The organism is Marinospirillum sp., assembly GCF_044810985.1.
In the GTDB taxonomy this organism is placed as follows: domain Bacteria; phylum Pseudomonadota; class Gammaproteobacteria; order Pseudomonadales; family Halomonadaceae; genus Marinospirillum.
The window spans coordinates 445,651-463,356 of record NZ_CP085242.1; the positions used below are offsets into that span (position 1 = coordinate 445,651).

Annotated in this window: 15 protein-coding genes; 7 read left to right on the plus strand and 8 right to left on the minus strand. The window is 55.7% G+C overall.

Translation table 11 applies throughout. From position 1 onward, the window contains the following. Window positions 1-131 precede the first annotated feature (131 nt). Window positions 132-2,057: a nitrate- and nitrite sensing domain-containing protein gene (locus LG323_RS02110; RefSeq protein WP_404418619.1), complete on the plus strand. Its 1,926-nt coding sequence runs from the start codon at window positions 132-134 to the stop codon at window positions 2,055-2,057. On the opposite strand, the gene LG323_RS02115 is transcribed toward LG323_RS02110, so the two are convergent. The 6 genes from LG323_RS02115 to gloB all read right to left on the minus strand — a co-directional run bounded on the left by LG323_RS02115 (window position 2,054) and on the right by gloB (window position 10,233). Then, on the minus strand, window positions 2,054-3,661 hold the full coding sequence (locus tag LG323_RS02115; protein ID WP_404418621.1) for an ABC transporter ATP-binding protein: 1,608 nt from the start codon (window positions 3,659-3,661) through the stop codon (window positions 2,054-2,056). The genes LG323_RS02110 and LG323_RS02115 overlap by 4 nt on opposite strands. Beyond that, window positions 3,658-4,716, minus strand: coding sequence for an ABC transporter permease (locus LG323_RS02120; RefSeq protein WP_404418623.1), 1,059 nt, complete (start codon window positions 4,714-4,716; stop codon window positions 3,658-3,660). The genes LG323_RS02115 and LG323_RS02120 overlap by 4 nt, the downstream gene beginning before the upstream one ends. A 5-nt stretch (window positions 4,717-4,721) precedes the next feature. Next, window positions 4,722-5,807: a microcin C ABC transporter permease YejB gene (locus LG323_RS02125; RefSeq protein WP_404418625.1), complete on the minus strand. Its 1,086-nt coding sequence runs from the start codon at window positions 5,805-5,807 to the stop codon at window positions 4,722-4,724. A 6-nt stretch (window positions 5,808-5,813) separates the two neighbouring features. After that, complete coding sequence (locus LG323_RS02130; RefSeq protein ID WP_404418627.1) at window positions 5,814-7,595, minus strand: extracellular solute-binding protein; 1,782 nt, start codon at window positions 7,593-7,595, stop codon at window positions 5,814-5,816. 13 nt (window positions 7,596-7,608) lie between these two features. Further along, window positions 7,609-9,348 carry a LysM peptidoglycan-binding domain-containing protein gene (locus LG323_RS02135; protein WP_404418629.1) on the minus strand — a complete coding sequence of 580 codons (1,740 nt, stop codon included), beginning with the start codon at window positions 9,346-9,348 and terminating at the stop codon, window positions 7,609-7,611. Window positions 9,349-9,450: 102 nt separating this feature from the next. After that, window positions 9,451-10,233 (minus strand): hydroxyacylglutathione hydrolase, encoded by a 783-nt coding sequence (gene gloB, locus LG323_RS02140; RefSeq protein WP_404418631.1) that lies wholly within the window; start codon window positions 10,231-10,233, stop codon window positions 9,451-9,453. 54 nt (window positions 10,234-10,287) lie between these two features. Here gloB and LG323_RS02145 point away from each other — a divergent pair, with 54 nt between their 5' ends. From LG323_RS02145 to nudC, 4 genes are read left to right on the plus strand one after another with little or no spacing between them, the layout of a single operon-like run. Continuing rightward, on the plus strand, window positions 10,288-11,076 hold the full coding sequence (locus LG323_RS02145; RefSeq protein ID WP_404418633.1) for a class I SAM-dependent methyltransferase: 789 nt from the start codon (window positions 10,288-10,290) through the stop codon (window positions 11,074-11,076). A gap of 9 nt (window positions 11,077-11,085) precedes the next feature. Then, the gene (gene rnhA, locus LG323_RS02150) at window positions 11,086-11,553 is read left to right on the plus strand and encodes a ribonuclease HI (RefSeq protein ID WP_404418635.1); all 468 of its coding nucleotides are present in this window, start codon (window positions 11,086-11,088) and stop codon (window positions 11,551-11,553) included. A 54-nt stretch (window positions 11,554-11,607) separates the two neighbouring features. Beyond that, window positions 11,608-12,345: a DNA polymerase III subunit epsilon gene (dnaQ, locus tag LG323_RS02155; protein WP_310696215.1), complete on the plus strand. Its 738-nt coding sequence runs from the start codon at window positions 11,608-11,610 to the stop codon at window positions 12,343-12,345. Further along, window positions 12,345-13,208 (plus strand): NAD(+) diphosphatase, encoded by an 864-nt coding sequence (gene nudC / locus LG323_RS02160; protein WP_404418637.1) that lies wholly within the window; start codon window positions 12,345-12,347, stop codon window positions 13,206-13,208. The genes dnaQ and nudC overlap by 1 nt, the downstream gene beginning before the upstream one ends. On the opposite strand, the gene LG323_RS02165 is transcribed toward nudC, so the two are convergent. Continuing rightward, complete coding sequence (locus LG323_RS02165) at window positions 13,205-13,681, minus strand: hypothetical protein (protein WP_404418639.1); 477 nt, start codon at window positions 13,679-13,681, stop codon at window positions 13,205-13,207. The genes nudC and LG323_RS02165 overlap by 4 nt on opposite strands. A 199-nt stretch (window positions 13,682-13,880) precedes the next feature. Between LG323_RS02165 and topA the strand changes: the two genes are divergently transcribed. Next, the gene (gene topA, locus LG323_RS02170; RefSeq protein WP_404418641.1) at window positions 13,881-16,493 is read left to right on the plus strand and encodes a type I DNA topoisomerase; all 2,613 of its coding nucleotides are present in this window, start codon (window positions 13,881-13,883) and stop codon (window positions 16,491-16,493) included. Continuing rightward, a complete protein-coding gene (locus tag LG323_RS02175; RefSeq protein ID WP_404418643.1) occupies window positions 16,490-17,005 on the plus strand; it encodes a DUF6586 family protein in 516 nt (171 codons plus the stop codon). Before topA ends, LG323_RS02175 begins: the two co-directional genes overlap by 4 nt. Here LG323_RS02175 and lexA read toward each other — a convergent pair whose 3' ends face one another. Next, window positions 17,006-17,632 carry a transcriptional repressor LexA gene (gene lexA, locus LG323_RS02180; RefSeq protein WP_310696207.1) on the minus strand — a complete coding sequence of 209 codons (627 nt, stop codon included), beginning with the start codon at window positions 17,630-17,632 and terminating at the stop codon, window positions 17,006-17,008. Window positions 17,633-17,706 lie beyond the last annotated feature (74 nt).

The window sequence follows — 17,706 nt, forward strand, 5'->3', positions numbered from 1 at the left end:
GCTTAACGCCAGTGCAGCAAAGAGGCCAGTCTTAGAGCAAAGTTTTCCGGGTTGAAATTTGCACTCTATTGGGGCGCTATCTAGACTCCACCCAAACACTTAAAGCAACAATAAAATTAAGGATATTAAGCATGCAGCTATCCAAACGCATGGGAATCCGCAGCAAGCTGATTCTAATGACCGGTCTACCCACCCTGTTTCTGGTGATTTTCTCCTTGCTGGGGTTCAATCAGCGGGCCGAGATGGCCGGAAATATGCTGCAGCTGGAAGAAGGCGTAGAGCTTTCGGTATTGATGGGCTCTTTAGCCCATGAAATGCAGATTGAACGAGGCATGAGCGCCGGTTATCTGGGCAGTGACGGGCGCAACTTTGCCTCCGAATTACCCGCCCAGCGCGAGGCCAGTGATCAACGCCGTGAAGCCCTGCTTCTTTACCTGGATCAAACCTCCCTGGAGGGCCTGGATGAAGAAATGCGTCGGCTGGTTAACCAGGCCAGAGAGGGTTTGCAGGGGCTGGATCAACTGCGCCGCCGTATTAGCAATCAGCAGGTGCCCGGGCCGGAAGCCATCAGCTTTTACACCCGATCCATCAGCCAGCTACTGGATGTGCCCGGTCTTCTCCCTGCGCTGAGTGATGATCGTCGTATTGCCCGCCAGGCCAATGCCTACAGTAACCTGCTGCAGGGTAAGGAAAGAGCTGGTATCGAAAGAGCCTTGCTGACCAACACCTTCAGTCTGGGGCACTTTTCCAGTGAATTGCTGGTTCGCTATCTGTCCAATGCCGCTGAACAAAAGGCTTTTCTGGAAAACTTTCACTTCTACGCCCGTCCTGCACAGAAGGATTTTTTCGAGGAAAGGGTTTCAGGCGAGGCGGTCGAGCAGGTGACTGAAATCAAGAAGTATGCAGTGGAAAACCTGCAGGCCAATGAACTCAACCGGGATGCCCAGGAATGGTTTGCTCTTTCAACAGAGCGAATCAATCGCTTGCAGGAGGTGGAAGCCCGTTTATCGCAGGACTTGCAGACATCCGCTGCGGGCCTGCGCACCCAGGCACGCTGGGAGATGCTGGTTTACACAGGTCTGGCTTTGCTCGTCGTGCTGGCCACCTTGATACTGGCAGGCCGTCTGATACGGCAATTGCTTGCCCAGTTGGGTGGAGAACCTCAGGATGCCAGTTCTCTGGCCCGAGCCATAGCCGAAGATCGACTGGATCAGAAGGTCCGGGTTCATCAAGGGGATAACCACAGCCTGATGGCCGCCATGAACCGCATGCAGCAGCAACTCTCGAAGCGGGTGGCTGCGATCAGGCAGTCCGTCCTGGCCATCCACACGGCGGCCAGTGAAATAGCCGCAGGCAACTCCGATCTTTCTCAGCGCACCGAAGAGCAGGCTTCCAGCCTGGAAGAAACCGCCTCCAGCATGGAGGAACTGACATCAACCGTGGTGCATAACACCGAGCAGGCAGTGGAAGGACGGGATCTGGCCAAGGTGGCCAGTGACAAGGCTGATGAGGGCTATCACCAGGTGGATGAGGCGGTGATCACCATGAAGGAGCTGACGCAAAGCTCCGAGCAGATCACCAGCATTATCTCGGTGATTGATGGCATTGCTTTCCAGACCAATATTCTGGCCTTGAATGCTGCCGTGGAAGCGGCCAGAGCCGGTCGACACGGCCAGGGGTTTGCTGTGGTGGCCAGTGAAGTGCGCAGTCTGGCCCAGCGTTCATCCACCGCGGCCAGAGAAATCCAGCAACTGATCAAACGCGATGCCGAAATCGTTCAACGCAGCAGTCAGTTGGTGATGGGAACAGGGCAGGTGATTCAGGAGGTGGTGGAATCCATCCGCAAGGTGAGTCAGCTGATGGGAGAGATTGCTGAAGCCTCGGAAGAACAGCGCCTGGGCATTGAGCAGGTCAACCAGGCGGTGACCCAGATGGATGAGGTGACCCAACAGAACGCAGCCCTGGTTGAGGAGGCTGCAGCGGCCGCTGAGTCCCTGGAAGAGCAGGCGGATCAACTGACTGAATCAGTCAGTGGCTTCAAGTTGGCCGAAGACTAACAGCCCGCGGCTTCCAGAAGCTGACGGGTGTATTCGGTTTGCGGCTGGGTGAAGAGCTTCTCGGTTTCCGCCAGTTCGATCTGTTGACCGTCTTTCATCACCAGAATGCGGTGACTGAGCGCACGCACCACACGCAGGTCATGGCTGATAAAAAGATAGGCCAGTTGGTGTTTGCGTTGCAGTTCACGCAACAGCTCAATGACCTGGGTCTGAACGCTGCGATCCAGAGCCGAAGTGGGTTCATCCAACACCAGCAGGCGCGGGCGCAGTATCAGGGCGCGGGCTATGGCAATCCGCTGGCGCTGACCCCCGGAAAATTCATGCGGGTAGCGATGCCGGGCGCTGGTTTCCAGCCCGACCTCCTGCAGGACGGTGCAGACCTCCTGATCCACGGCTGCAGCACTCAATCCGGGTTGATGCAGTTTCAGGCCTTCGGCCACGATGGCTGCGACACTCATACGCGGGCTCAGGCTGCCATAGGGGTCCTGAAAAACCACCTGCATTTTACGCCGCCAGGGCAGCAGGGCTTTCTGGTTCAGGTTTTCCAACCGGGTGCCTTGCAGTTGGATGCTGCCTTGAGAACAGCTTTGCAGACGCAGCAAACCCAAAGCCAGAGTGGTTTTGCCCGAACCACTTTCCCCGACGATACCCAGGGTTTCACCTTCGCGCAGCTCCAATGACTGATCTTCCACAGCCACAAAAGAAGAAGGCTTTTTCCAGGGCAAAAGGCTGGTTCGCGGGCGTGGAAATTCGATGCGCAGGTTTTTGGCTTCCAGTAAACGCGAGCTGGTTTCAGGAACCGGATAGGCCTGACCACTGGGTTCACTGCCCAGCAGGTGGCGGGTGTAGGCTTCCTGGGGGTTGGCAAAGAGTTCTGGCGTTGCCTGGGTTTCCACCAGTTGCCCCTGATGCATCACCGCCACCCGGTCACTGTATTGGCGTACCAGATTTAAATCATGGGTAATCAGGACGACAGCCATGCCTCTGGATTGCTGAAGATCACGCAACAGATCCAGAATCTGTTTCTGTACGGTGACATCCAAAGCCGTGGTGGGCTCATCAGCCAGCAGAATATCCGGGTCATTGGCCAGGGCCATGGCAATCATCACCCGCTGGCGCTGACCGCCGGAAAGCTGGTGGGGCCAGGCCTGGGCCAAACGCTCCGGGTCAGGCAGGCGTACCGCCTCCAGCAACTCAAGAGAGCGCTGATAGGCCGCCTGGCCGGTCAGACCCTGATGCAGGCGCAGGCTTTCACTGATTTGTTTATGCACCCGATGCAGAGGGTTCAGAGAGGTCATGGGCTCCTGGAAAATCATTGCCAGGCGCTTTCCACGCAAACGCCGCAGTTTTTTGTCAGCTTGTCCGACGATTTCGCTGCTGCCTGCACCACTGACATCAGCAAGCTGAATACTGCCGGTCACTTCGGCATTGTCAGGCAAAAGGCCGAGAGCGGCCAGGGCCGTGACCGATTTCCCGGAACCACTTTCCCCCACCAGGGCCAGGGTTTCGCCACGACTCAGGGTCAGGCTGACCTGCTTGAGAGCCGGAGGATTGTCGGCAAAGCGCACACTGAGACTGTCAATGTTCAAAAGCGGCAGGCTCATGCTTTGCTCTCCTGTGGGGCCAGGGTTTTGCGCGGATCAAAGGCATCGCGCACCCCTTCACCAATAAACACCAGCAGGGTCAAAAGAATGGCCAGAGTCATGAAGGCCGTGATGCCCAACCAGGGGGATTGCAGGTTGCTTTTGCCCTGAGCCACCAGTTCACCCAGGGAAGGTGTGCCCGGTGGCATGCCAAAGCCCAGAAAATCCAGAGCAGTCAGGGTGGTGATGGCCCCGGTGAACAAAAAAGGCAGAAAGGTCAGGGTGGCGACCAGAGCATTGGGCAATACATGGCGGAAAATAATCAGGCGGTTGGGCAGGCCCAGAGCGCGTGCAGCCCGGACATATTCCAGATTGCGTGCCCTCAGGCACTCAGCACGAACCAGATCCACCAGCGCTGTCCAGCTGAACAGCAGCAGGATCAACAAGAGCCACCAGAAACCGGGATTGATGATGCTGGAAAGAATGATCAGAACAAAGAGGGTGGGCAGCCCCGTCCAGATTTCAATAAAGCGCTGGCCCCAGAGATCCAGGCGTCCGCCGTAATAGCCCTGCAGAGCACCGACCAGGACACCAACAATACTGCTGCCCAGTGTCAGTATCAGGGCAAAGAGAATTGACAACCGAAGACTGTAAATCACCCGTGCCAGCACATCGCGACCCTGATCGTCCGTGCCCAGCCAGTTCTCGCGCGAAGGCGGGGTGGGGGCCGGTGAAGTCAGGTCATAATTGATGGTCGAGGCGGCAAAAGGAATCAACGGCCAGAGCATCCAGCCTTCTTCGTTAACCAGCTCGGCCAGATAGGGATCACGGTAATCAGCATCAATGGGCAGATCGCCACCAAAGGTGGTTTCCGGGTAGTCTTCCAGGAGTGGGAAATAGAGTTCACTTTGATAACTGACCACCAGAGGCTTGCTGTTGGCAACCAGCTCGGCGGCCAGGCTGACCGCAAAAACCGCCAGAAAAATCCACAGAGACCACCAGGCCCGGCGGTTGGCCCGGAATAATTGCCAGCGGTATTGATTCAAAGGTGAGAGCCTGAAGAAAACAAACGCCATCCGGATCACTGCTCCCGTGAAGAAAAGTCGATTCTTGGATCAATCAGCATATAGGTCAAATCACTGATCAGCTTCAGCACCAGTCCAATCAGGGTGAACAGATACAGGGTGCCAAAGACCACCGGGTAATCCCTTTGCACAACGGCTTCAAAGCCCAGCAGGCCCAGACCATCCAGAGAAAAAATCACCTCAATCAAGAGCGAGCCGGTGAAAAAGATGCTCACCAGAGCGGCGGGCATCCCGGCAATAATAATCAGCATGGCATTGCGAAAGACATGGCCGTAAAGCACTTGACGATCATTAACACCCTTGGCCCTTGCGGTCAGTACATATTGCTTGTGGATTTCATCCAGAAACGAGTTTTTGGTCAAAAGGGTCAGGGTGGCAAAGCCGGAAATGGTCATCGCCAGCACGGGCAGGGTTAGGTGCCAGAAATAATCCAGAATCTTGGCGTACCAACTGAGATCCTCAAAATTATCGGACGTCAGGCCGCGTAGAGGAAACCAGTCCAGATAGCTGCCCCCGGCAAAGAGTACGATCAGCAAAATGGCAAATAAAAAGCCGGGAATGGCATAGCCGACAATTACCACCGAAGAAGTCCAGACATCAAAACGGCTGCCATGATGCAGGGCCTTGCGAATCCCCAGGGGAATGGAAATCAGATAAATCAGCAGGGTAGACCAGAGCCCCAGGGAAATAGAAACCGGCATCTTGTCGAGAATCAGCTCACCCACACTCTGGCTGCGAAAGAAGCTATCGCCCAGATCAAAACGCAGATAATTGCCGACCATCAGAAAGAAACGCTCATGCACCGGGCGATCAAAACCAAACTGCTGTTCAAGTTCAGCAATGAACTGGGCATCAATCCCCTGGGAACCCCGGTAGCCGGAATCATCGCTGTTGTTGGCCACTTCACTGGCGGCAGAGGAGTCCATGCGGGTACTGCTCATGCTATCCAGGCCACCCATCTGGGCCATGACCTGTTCAATCGGGCCACCCGGTGCAGCCTGAATAATGACAAAATTCAGCAGCAGTATCCCCAGCAAGGTGGGGGGAATCAGCAGCAGCCTTCGGAACAGATAGGGCAGCATAGGGGGTTAGTCTTCCTCAAACCACCAGGTGTCCTGGGGCAAGCCATAGGGTGGGCGCACCTCAGGAATCCGGATTTCACTACGCCTGGCCACCCGGTACTCATTCAGATGCCAGTGGGGAATGACATAGTAGCCGTGAAGAAGAACCCGATCCAGGGCACGCGTAGTCGCCACCAGGGTGTCCCTGTCCCTGGCTGCAATCAATCGCTCCACCAGGGAGTCGACCACCGGATCTTCAATACCGGACAGATTGCGGCCATCACTGGCATTGGCAAAGTCGGAATGAAAATATTCGCGTTGTTCATTGCCCGGAGAATGGCTCTGGCCGAGCGTGGAGACAGTCATGTCGAAATCAAAGCTGCGCACCCGGTTGAGATACTGGCTGGTGTCCACCACCCGAACATCCATACCGATACCCAGACGTTCCAGGTTTTTCCGCCAGGGCAGAACAATACGTTCAAAAGAAGAGTCATTGAGGAGCATTTCAAAATGCAGCGCTTGTCCCTGGGCGTTGACCATTCGCCCTTCCTTCATGCTCCAGCCCGCTTCCTGCAAAAGGCTTAAGGCCTCGCGCATCTGGCGGCGGATATTGCCGCTGCCATCGGTAACCGGAAGGGTGAATTCCTCCTTGAAAATCCGCTCGGGCAACTGATCCCGGAATTTTTCCAGAATCTGTAGCTCCTGACCTTCGGGCAGGTCACTGGAAGCCAGTTCCGAGTTGCTGTAATAGCTGCGGGTGCGCTGGTAGGCACCGTGGAAAAGTTGCTGATTGGTCCATTCAAAATCAAACAGCAGCGTCAGAGCCTTGCGGACGCGAAGATCCTGAAAAATCTCCTTGCGGGTATTGAAGAAAAAACCCTGCATGCCGGAAGAGTTCTGATGGGGGATACTTTCCAGGCTGATTTCTCCGCTGGAAAGCGCCGGGCCGGAGTAGCCCTCGGCCCAGTTGCGGGCAATGTTTTCCAGGCGAAAATCCAGACGCCCTGCCTTGAAGGCTTCCAGAGCCACCGTAGCATCCCGGTAATAATCCAGTACCAATTGATTGAAATTGTGACGACCCTGATTGAGCGCCAGATCCTGACCCCAGTAATCCTCCACACGTTCATAAACAATTCGCCGACCGGAATCCACTTCTGCAATCCGGTAAGGACCACTGCCCAGCGGCTGATCCTGGCGGGGCTGGCTGAAATCCCGGTCTTCCCAGTCATGACGGGGCAGTATGGGAATCTGGCCGATGATCAGGGGCAGCTCACGATTCTTGCCTGCGGCCAGTTCAAAGCGCACCCGATGCTTGTCCAGGACTTGAATGTCCTCTATGCCAGCGTAATAGGCCCGGTAAAAAGGTCGACCTTCCGAGCGCAGGATATCAAAGGTGAAAGCCACATCTTCAGCCGTGATCGGGGTACCATCGTGGAAGCGAGCTTCTTTGCGCAGGTGAAACTCAATCCAGCGGCGTTCCGGGTCCAGCTTCATGCAGCGGGCCAGAAGACCGTATTCGGTAAAGGGTTCATCGGCAGTGTGATAGGTCAGGCTGTCATAAATGTTGCTCAGGCCACTGGCAGGATTGCCGCGAATGATGAAGGGGTTGAAGCTGTCGAAAGTACCCAGAGCGGCCTGACGCAGGCGACCGCCCTTGGGTGCATCAGGATTGACATAGTCCAGATGCTGCATGTCTTTGGAGTACTTGGGTTCACCATGCAGTGTCAGGGCATGCACACATTCAGGCTGGGAGGCCTCCGCAAAGACCGCAAAAGCCAGAAGGCCGGTAACAAGTAATACAGCCCGCATGACAGCTCCTTAACTAGTTGCGTGTGACATCAATATGCAGTTTCAGGTTTTGCCCTGGTTGCAGGTAGTTGTTGGGATTGATGTTGTTCCAGCGACTGATGTCGCTCACGGAGACCTTGAACCGGTTGGCAATTCGGGCCAGGTTGTCACCATTGCGTACCCGGTAAGTGACCCGCCGGATGACGTTGCGAGAGGAATTGTTGGCCAGGCTGCGGGCATTATCCGAACGCGACCAGATCACCAGATGCTGACCTGCCCGGAGGGGGTCACCGGGAGCCATGTTGTTCCAACTGGCCAGTTCGCGTACCGAAACACTGTGGTCCCGGGCAAGCTTCCAGAAGCTGTCGCCCGAGCGCACAATGTGCTCAACCCTTTCACCCTTGCGGCTTACATTCTGGCGTTTCTGCAGACGCTGGTTTTCACTCAGTGCATAGGCACCGGCATCCTTGCTGGGAATGGGGATCAGCAGTTCACTGCCTGCCCGGATAATGTCCCCGCGCAGTTGGTTGGCATCGCGAATCATGCTGGGTGTGGTGCTGAAACGCTTGGAGATGGTCAGCAGGCTGTCACCCGATTTGACCTGGTAACGCTGCCAGCTCATGCGTTTTTGTGGCGGCAGGTCATTGAGGTTGTCTTGCAGCACCTTGGCGCTGGAGTAGGGAACCAGAAGGCGGTGAGGCCCTTCCGGGCTGGTGGCCCATTGGCTGTATCCGGGATTCAACTGATAGAGTTCATCCATGCTGATTTCAGCCAGTTCAGCCGCCTTGGCCAGATCCAGCTGGCCCTGTATATCCACGGCTGCAAAGTAAGGCTCGTTACTGATCGAATTCAGGGCAATGCCATGCCCCTGCGGATCGGCAATCAGTTGTGAGAGGGCCACCATTTTCGGCACATAGGTGCGGGTTTCGAGGGGCAGGGTGTAGAGTTCCCAGAAGTTGCCGCTGCCACCGGAATTCCTGTTGTGGCGCAGAGCACGGTTAACGTTGCCGCCACCAGCATTATAGGCGGCCAGAGCCAGGTGCCAGTCACCAAAACGCTTGTGGAGTCTTTCCAGATAAGTCAGGGCGGCATCGGTTGAAGCGATAACGTCACGGCGACCGTCGTACCACCAGTTGTTTTCCAGGCCAAAGTAGCGGGCTGTGCCGGGGATGAATTGCCACATGCCCGAAGCGCGACCGTGGGAATAGGCAAAAGGATCATAGGCACTTTCCACGATGGGCAGCAAAGCCAGCTCACCGGGAAGTCCGCGTTTTTCAATTTCGCTGATGACATGAAACATGTAACGGCTGGCCCGGGCGGTGACCCGATCCATGTAACCTGGGTGCCGACGATACCATCTCAGTTGCGCTTGCACTCGCGGGTCTTCGCTGCTGATGTCCATGGCAAAATTTTCCCGCAGACGATCCCAGAGATCGTATTCCGGAAGGCTGGCTTCCTGCCAGTGACGCCAGTCCTGCTGACTGTTGATGGCAAGCAGGCTGGACAGACCCTGATGGTCATTGTGGAAACGGTAGCTGGCCAGTTGCTGCCCGGACTGGAGTTGGGTCCAGGCAACCGATCCACGGGAAAGGCGTTCATTTTCGGCAGCCAGTTCCAGTTTTGCCAGACGTGCTGCTTCCGCTTCCGGATTGTGCAGCAGGCTTTGACAGCCGCTGGTGGCAAGGCCCAGAGCGGTTATGAGTACCAGAGGGCGGATTTTTGCAGTGAACACCTGAGCCAGTGGCGATAGTAAAGGCTTAAATTGAATGGGCATAGTTGTAAGATGGATATCAGCAGTGTGTTGGATTGAAGGATGGCTGCCATTCTATGCGCGGCAGCTCCCCTCGACAAGTAAACACTGGTGAACAAAAGTTAACTAGGCCGAATCTTTCCATTGTCTGATGATTGCAAAGACCTCGGTGGGTTCCTGCAGGTCTGGGTTGCTGGAGTACTTTTGTGCTGCTGCCATAACACTGGGCTGAGTGACCCTTAAAAAGGGGTTGGTGGCCTTTTCCAGCTCTAGACTGGAAGGCAAAGTGGGTTGCTGGTCGGCTCGCAACGCCTGGCAGCTTTCTTGTCGGGCCTTCAGGCGGGCATTGTCGGGTTCAACCTGCCGGGCAAACTCCAGGTTTTTGAGGGTGTATTCATGGGCTGCAAAAACCTGGGTGGAATCAGGCAGTTGTGCCAGACTCTGCAGAGAGGCATGCATCTGTTCAGGCGTTCCCTCAAACAAGCGCCCACAGCCTGCTGCAAACAGGGTATCGCCGCAGAGCAGCAGGGGTGGTTCCTGCTCGGGAAAATAAAAAGCAATGTGTCCCAGGGTGTGGCCGGGGACTTCCATTACCTGAACCGTGTTGCCGAGAACCTGGAAACGATCCCCGGCGGTGACCTGAAGGTTCAGAGGCGGCAGGCGATACACATCCTGCAGTGATCCGATGATGGTCACTCCGGGTTTCGCCAGATCAGCAACACCACCTGTATGATCAGCATGGTGGTGGGTCAAGAGTATCCCTTCCAGCTTGAGGTCATGGGTTTGCAGGTAGCGCTGTACAGGCGCGGCTTCACCGGGATCAACCACCCAGCAACGTTGGTCACCTCTGAGGCGCAGCAACCAGATATAATTGTCGTTAAAGGCTGGAAGTGGGATAACATCAAGCATGTTTTTGTCCTTTATTTTAAGGTCTACTTAACTTTACACTTTAGGGTAGAAGCTATGAGTGTGCAAAACCAGCAGACACAAGTAAACCTGCATGTCTGGAAAACCTGGCAGACTTTCTGGTCCTCGACTCTGGGACAGGAGGTTCTGGCCGTGGAGACCGCCTTGTTGAAACCCTTTTTGGAAAATGAACGGGGTTATCATCTGCTGGTGATTGGCAGCTGTCCTGCAGCTTCTTTCCTGGAAACCAGTGGTATACGCCACACCCTGGAATGGCGGCCTGCCCTGCAACTGGCAGAAAAGGAATCCTGCCTGATTGCAGATCCGGCAGCTCTGCCACTGCCCGATGATTCCATGGATCTGGTGATCCTGCAGCATTCCCTGGAACTCTTTTCCAGCCCCCATGCCCTGTTGAAAGAAGCCGCCCGCGTCACCCTGGCCAAGGGCGAACTGGTCATTCTGGGGTTTAACCCTGTCAGTCTCTGGGGTCTGGCACGACTTTTACCTGGGTTTATGCAGGCTGAACCGCTACGTGCACTGAAAAAAGCGGACCTGATCAGTCAGGCCAAGCTGGCTGATTGGCTGGAGTTTCTGGATCTGAAAAAAGAAGTAGACCACCAGCTTTTTCATCGACCGCCCTGCAACCGACCCGGATTCCAGCAGAAAATGCGCAGCCTGGATCAACGTTTGGACAAGAAAGGCTGGCCCCTGGCTGGCGTTTATGTATTGCGCATTAAAAAACGCATCGGCAGCCCTTTACGACCCCAGCCGGCCTGGAAAAAAACTGGCTGGTTGCCGGTTCAGCCGGTAAGCTCCCCCACCCGTAACAGTCTAAAGAACCGGTAATCCAGTGTTATGTCAGAAAAACAGCAGCAAGTCGTCATTTATACCGATGGTGCCTGCAAGGGCAATCCCGGCCCGGGTGGCTGGGGAGCCTGGCTATGCTACGGCAGCCAGGAAAAAAGCCTCTGGGGTGGAGAGAATCCAACCACCAATAATCGCATGGAGCTTCTGGCCGCCATCAAGGCCCTGGAAGCCCTGAAGCGCTCCTGCAAGGTCGAGCTGCATACCGACTCCCAGTATCTGCGTCAGGGCATCACCCAATGGCTGCCCAACTGGAAGCGCAAAAACTGGAAAACCGCCGGAGGCAGTGCGGTTAAAAACAAAGACCTTTGGATGCGCCTGGATGAGCAGGCCGCCAGGCATGAAATTGACTGGCGTTGGGTGAAAGGCCATGCTGGTGATCCGGGCAATGAAAAAGCGGATGAGCTGGCTAATAGAGGTGTCACTGACCCGGAAATGACCCAGGAAACCTCAGATTAACTATCGTTAATTAGAGGCTCCTGAGTAAAAGTATTAACTTGAGGTTCCTGAAAAATGCGTCAAATCGTTCTGGATACTGAAACAACCGGTATTGGCCCCAAGGAAGGCCATCGCATTATTGAAATCGGTTGCGTGGAAATGGTCGGCCGCAAATTCACCGGCAATAATTTTCATGTGTACCTGAACCCGGAAAGGGAGGTCGATGAAGAAGCGGCCAGGGTGCATGGCTACACCTGGGAGATGCTCAAGGACAAGCCCCTGTTTGCCCAGGTGGTTGATGACTTTCTCCGCTATGTGCAAGGCAGTGAGCTGCTGATCCACAACGCCCCCTTTGACGTGGGTTTTCTGGATGCCGAGCTGGAAAGGCTCAACCAGACCCTGGGTGAGCAGCGTTACGGTGGTATGGCGGATTACTGCAGTGTGTTTGATACCCTGGCTTTTGCGCGGCGTCGTCACCCAGGGCAGCGCAACAGCCTGGATGCTCTCTGCAAACGCTATGAAGTGGATAACACCGGGCGTACCCTGCACGGAGCCTTGCTGGATTCGGAAATCCTGGCCGATGTCTATCTGAACATGACCGGTGGGCAAACCGCACTGCTTCTGGGTGGGGAGTCGGATGAACTGGACAGTGATTCTGCCCATTCATCAACCCAGATGCGTCGCCTGGATGCCCAGCGACCCGCTTTAAAAGTCATACAACCCACGGCACAGGAGCTGGCTGCCCATGATGCCAAGCTTCAGGCTCTGCAGCAGGCTTCCGGTCAGTGCCTCTGGATGGAGCAGAATAACTGATGTGGCACCCGCTTCAGGCTGAATTCCCGCAACAGCAGCCCCTGGTTGATTTCCAACGCGGGCCTTTTCAGCCCCAGCCTGGCGAACCCATTGCCATCATTCATTGTGGTTCCGGGCGCATCAAACCAGCACCTGAGATGGCTGCTAATTTACCAGCCTGGCTGGAACCCGGTTTTTACAATCCCGAGCGTCATGCCCGCCTGGTGGTAATGGGGCGCTGGAAGGAGCGCCTGCTGCTGGTGCGCCTGGCGCAGCGCGGGGAGGCGAAACAGGAAGACTGGCCGGGTTTGAGATCCTGGTTGCTGCAAAGTACCCCAGAAGATTTTGACTTGCTGGCGACGGCAGCAGGGCTGGCCGCCTGGGAGGAGCAACACCGTTTTTGCGGGCGTTGTGGTGCCCGGACTCGCCCCAGAAAGGATGAATATGCCCGGGAATGTCCGCGCTGCCACTTGCGCCATTACCCGAGGGTCGCGCCCTGCATCATCACTCTGGTATGGCGTGAAGATGCTCTTTTACTGGCACGCAGTCCACGTTTTGCACCGGGTGTCTACTCCACTCTGGCAGGCTTTATTGAAACCGGCGAGTCCGCCGAGCAGGCCTTGCACCGGGAAGTGAAAGAAGAGGTGGGCGTTGAGGTCGGCAATCTGCGCTACCTGGGCAGTCAGGCCTGGCCTTTCCCGCATTCCCTGATGTTCGGCTATTGGGCCGAGTACCAGGGGGGAGATCTTCAACTGGAAGAAGAGGAAATCGAAGATGCGCAGTGGTTCCCCTTCGACCAGTTACCTGAACTGCCACCCAAAACCGCAATTTCCCGCTATTTGATCGACAGCTTTCTGGAGTGGCAAAAAAGCCAGGGTGCTTAGCGGCGGGTGCACTGAGTCACAAAATCCTCTTTGGAATGTTTCAGGTGCATCTGCTGCCGGTCCAGTTTGATGATTTCAAAGCGGTCACTGCTTTGCACATTGTTGAACTGATCCGCAGTGAGAATGCCTGCCTCATGCATCTGCAGGGCGGTAGGGTTATCGGGCAAAAATTCACTGTCGGCGGTTTCAATATCCAGAAACCGTTCCGTCACTGACCAGGTGCCGTTACCCCGAAAGGTGTAAGCCAGGGTGTTGTCTGCAAAGTCTGCACTCAAGTTGCCATCAATATTGAAATTGCGATTGGGCGTAAACTGCTGTTCATAGCGAACCTCCACCTCAACCTGGGGATCGGGGCTCAGCTGCTGCTGACACTGCCAGGTGCCGGTGATTTGTCCGGCGTCAGCCAGAAGGGGAGCGGTAAAGCCAGCAAGCAGGCTGGTCAAAGCCAAGCGGGCCAGGGTTGGGGTATGCATGGTGCTTCTCCTTGAGTTTTGTGCTTTTCTATCATTTATCGGGGTTCACTGCCAGCAATGATTGGTGTCTGCTGGGTGGACTGCCGGTTTTTTTCATGGCAAGAGGCTGGAAACCAAGTCACTGCTGGGTTACTGTATCCACCCTTTGCACCAAGTGCATTCAAGGTTTTTCATACAAGTCAACGGGATAGTCATCGGAATGGGTAAATCACTGGTCATCGTCGAGTCACCGGCCAAAGCCAAGACCATCAATAAATATCTGGGAAATGATTTTATCGTCAAATCCAGTGTTGGTCATATCCGCGATTTGCCGGTCAGCGGCAGCGGCAAGACATCCCGTGGCAAAACAACGGCCAAGAAGCCTGCGACCGCTGCGGACAAAAAGAAGAAGGCGCAGGAGCAGCTGGTCAATCGTATGGGGATCGACCCTGAGCATGGCTGGAAAGCCCATTACGAAACCCTGCCCGGCAAGGAAAAGGTGGTCAGTGAGCTGAAAAAACTGGCCAAGGAAGCCGATGCCATCTATCTGGCCACGGATTTGGATCGCGAAGGGGAAGCCATTGCCTGGCACCTGCGCGAAACCCTGGGCGGTGATGATTCCCGCTACCGTCGTGTGGTCTTCAACGAAATCACCAAAAAAGCTATTACCCAGGCCTTTGAAGCCCCCGGCAGTCTGGACATGAATCGCGTCAATGCCCAGCAGGCGCGGCGTTTTCTGGATCGGGTTGTGGGTTTCATGGTTTCCCCTCTGCTCTGGTCCAAGGTGGCCAGGGGCTTGTCGGCTGGTCGTGTGCAATCGGTTGCCGTGCGCCTGATCGTCGAGCGGGAAAGGGAAATCCGTGCCTTTATACCGGAAGAATACTGGGATATCACCGCCCATCTTCAGAATCAGAAGCAAACACCGCTGTCCTGCATGGTGGCTAAAAAAGCCGGTAAAAATTTCCGTCCCGGCAGCAAGGAAGAAACCGATGTGGCTCTGGCCGAGCTGAGTCCTGCGGATTATCAGGTGGCGGATCGGGAAGACAAACCCACCAGCAGTCGTCCCGGTGCTCCCTACATCACTTCGACCCTGCAGCAGGCCGCCAGTACCCGCCTGGGCTTTTCCGTCAAGAAAACCATGACCCTGGCGCAGCGTCTTTATGAAGCCGGTCACATCACCTACATGCGTACCGATTCGACCAACCTGTCCCAGGAAGCTGTCAGCAGCTGCCGGGACTGGATCGGTCAGGAACTGGGCCAGAAGTACCTGCCGGAAAAACCCAATCTTTATTCCAGCAAGGAAGGCGCACAGGAGGCTCACGAAGCGATCCGCCCCTCCAATGTTCACCTGCAGGGCAAGGATATTTCCGGCCTGGAGCGTGATGCCCAGCGCCTGTATGAATTGATCTGGCGACAGTTTGTTGCCTGCCAGATGCCACCGGCGCGTTATCTGTCAACGACCCTGACCGTAAAAGCCGCTGATTATGAGCTGAAAGCGAAGGGTCGGGTGCTGCAGTTTGATGGTTTCACCCGCATTCAACCACCCGGTGGCAAACAGGCTGAAGACCAGGAGTTGCCGGATTTGCAGGTGGGTGAACAACTGCTGCTCAAGGAGCTGGACCCCAAACAGCACTTCACCAAGCCACCGGCTCGTTATTCCGAAGCGGCCTTGGTCAAGGAACTGGAAAAGCGTGGTATTGGCCGTCCTTCCACCTATGCCTCGATCATCTCCACCATTCAGGATCGGGGTTACGTCAAGGTTGAAAATCGGCGTTTCTATGCGGAAAAAATGGGCGATATCGTCACCGACCGCCTGGTGGAGTCCTTCCGCGACCTGCTGGATTTCAGCTTCACCGCCCGTATGGAAGACTCCCTGGATGCCGTGGCCGATGGTGAAGAAGAATGGAAAAACCTGCTGGATCGCTTCTACAAGGATTTCAAACAGCAACTGGAACAGGCCCAGTCAGCCGATGGCATGCGCCCCAACCAGCCGGTGGACACCGACATCAGTTGTCCTACCTGCGGGCGGCACATGCAGATCCGCATCGCCTCAACCGGCACCTTCCTGGGCTGTTCTGGCTATGCCCTGCCGCCCAAGGAGCGTTGCAAAACCACCATCAACCTGATGCCGGGCGAAGAATTTGTTCCCGCTGATGGTGATGAAGATGCTGAAGTCGATGCCCTGCGAGCCAAGCGCCGCTGTCAGAAATGCGGCACGGCCATGGAAAGCTTCATCATTGATGAAAAGCGCAAGTTGCATATTTGCGGCAACAGCCCGGATTGTGACGGTTACCAGATAGAAGAAGGCCATTTCAAGCTCAAGGGCTATGAAGGCCCCACCCTTGACTGTGACAAGTGCGGCAGTGAAATGCAGCTGAAAACCGGGCGTTTTGGTAAATACTTCGGCTGCACCAACGCCGAGTGCAAGAACACTCGCAAGTTGCTGAAAAACGGCGAACCTGCACCGCCCAAGATGGACCCGGTGCCCATGCCTGAACTCCAGTGCCAGAAGGTGGATGACCACTATGTACTGCGGGACGGTGCCAGCGGGCTCTTCCTGGCTGCCAGCCAGTTCCCGAAAAAACGCGAAACCCGGCCACCGCTGGTCAGTGAGATCAAGCCGCACAAGGCTGAGATTGATCCCAAGCATCATTATATTCTGGAAGCGCCGGAAGCGGATTCCGAGGGCAATCCCACGGTGATACGCTTTTCCCGGAAAACCCAGGAACAGTATGTTCAGGCGGAGAAAGACGGTAAATCAACCGGCTTCAGAGCCTTCTGGGATGGCAGGCAATGGAAGATTGAAGACAAGTCGGCCGGTAAGAAACAATGATTCAGGCACAGCGCTCGCGGGCTAACCAAAAGCTGTATCAAGCCAGCTTGCTGCTGGACGCTGCTGCTCAACCTCAGGATGAGTTGAACCAGGTGGCCTGGCAACAGGCTTGCCATGAGGCCGCTCTGAATGCCCTGGAGGCAGCGGAAATTGCTTTTTTAAGGGAGCTGGCGGTGGCTTATCGCCTGAACCTGCAGGCCGTCAAAGAGGCCGGTGATCTGGAAAAGCTGGCTGCAGAACGCCAGCAGCAGTTACCTGAGCTGAAACGCCTGCAGGCTGAATTCAGAAATCCGGCCAGCCCTCTGAGTCGACTGCAACCGGCATTGCTGGCATTAAGACAGCCGCCAGCAGTCAGTGATGGGCCGGAAGTGGACGAAGGAGCCAGGATTTCCCTGGCCAGTGCGGAGGAGCCGCAGACTCTGGAAGAGCGCCAACTGGCGGATGCCAGGGCCATGCATCAAGCCATGAAAAGCTTGTTTCAGGAGCTGCGCGAGCAACTCCTGGAACACTGATCAGTGAAAAGTCTGGTTGAAATCTTCCCGAATCAAACCCACGGCCAGCCCTTCAATGGCCAGATTGTCCTGCGTCAGATCCACTTCGATCGGTTCGAAATCCTCGTTTTCCGGCAGTAGCCAGACCCTGCTGCCTTCCTGCTTGAAACGTTTGACCGTGACTTCGTCATCAATCCGGGCCACCACCAGTTGCCCGTTTTTGGGGGCTTCCTGGGTGCGGTGAACCGCCAGCAGATCACCTTCCAGAATTCCGATGTTCTTCATGCTGAGACCCTTGACCCTCAGCAGGTAGTCCGCCTTGTGGCTGAAAGAGCCGGGGTCCACCTTGAGATGAAAATCGATGTTTTCCTGAGCCAGCAAGGGGCTGCCTGCTGCAACCTGACCCAACACGGGCAACCCCTTGGGGCGTGCAGGCGTCTTGGGCAGGCGGATGCCCCGCGAAGTGCCGGGCATCATTTCAATGGCACCTTTTTTCGCCAGGGCCTTGAGGTGCTCCTCTGCGGCATTGGGGGATTTGAACCCGAGCAGCTTGGAAATCTCGGCACGGGTGGGGGGCATGCCCCTTTCTTTCATCGCCTGTTTGACGATATCCAGCACCTGTTCCTGGCGTTTGGTGAGTTTTTGCATGGCAGTTGATCCCGGTGATTGACAGTAGATGGGCATACAGCTGGTTAATTGCCCAGTGCTAGCTTTTCATACAG

Excerpts from the sequence above, each read along its gene's own strand:
- LG323_RS02115 (WP_404418621.1), bottom strand. The coding sequence starts at position 3,661 with ATGAGCCTGCCGCTTTTGAACATTGACAGTCTCAGTGTGCGCTTTGCC.
- nudC (WP_404418637.1), top strand. The coding sequence starts at position 12,345 with ATGTGGCACCCGCTTCAGGCTGAATTCCCGCAACAGCAGCCCCTGGTT.
- gloB (WP_404418631.1), bottom strand. The coding sequence starts at position 10,233 with ATGCTTGATGTTATCCCACTTCCAGCCTTTAACGACAATTATATCTGG.
- LG323_RS02175 (WP_404418643.1), top strand. The coding sequence starts at position 16,490 with ATGATTCAGGCACAGCGCTCGCGGGCTAACCAAAAGCTGTATCAAGCC.
- LG323_RS02125 (WP_404418625.1), bottom strand. The coding sequence starts at position 5,807 with ATGCTGCCCTATCTGTTCCGAAGGCTGCTGCTGATTCCCCCCACCTTG.
- topA (WP_404418641.1), top strand. The coding sequence starts at position 13,881 with ATGGGTAAATCACTGGTCATCGTCGAGTCACCGGCCAAAGCCAAGACC.
- LG323_RS02135 (WP_404418629.1), bottom strand. The coding sequence starts at position 9,348 with ATGCCCATTCAATTTAAGCCTTTACTATCGCCACTGGCTCAGGTGTTC.
- dnaQ (WP_310696215.1), top strand. The coding sequence starts at position 11,608 with ATGCGTCAAATCGTTCTGGATACTGAAACAACCGGTATTGGCCCCAAG.
- LG323_RS02120 (WP_404418623.1), bottom strand. The coding sequence starts at position 4,716 with ATGGCGTTTGTTTTCTTCAGGCTCTCACCTTTGAATCAATACCGCTGG.
- LG323_RS02130 (WP_404418627.1), bottom strand. The coding sequence starts at position 7,595 with ATGCGGGCTGTATTACTTGTTACCGGCCTTCTGGCTTTTGCGGTCTTT.
- LG323_RS02145 (WP_404418633.1), top strand. The coding sequence starts at position 10,288 with ATGAGTGTGCAAAACCAGCAGACACAAGTAAACCTGCATGTCTGGAAA.
- LG323_RS02165 (WP_404418639.1), bottom strand. The coding sequence starts at position 13,681 with ATGCATACCCCAACCCTGGCCCGCTTGGCTTTGACCAGCCTGCTTGCT.
- LG323_RS02110 (WP_404418619.1), top strand. The coding sequence starts at position 132 with ATGCAGCTATCCAAACGCATGGGAATCCGCAGCAAGCTGATTCTAATG.
- lexA (WP_310696207.1), bottom strand. The coding sequence starts at position 17,632 with ATGCAAAAACTCACCAAACGCCAGGAACAGGTGCTGGATATCGTCAAA.
- rnhA (WP_404418635.1), top strand. The coding sequence starts at position 11,086 with ATGTCAGAAAAACAGCAGCAAGTCGTCATTTATACCGATGGTGCCTGC.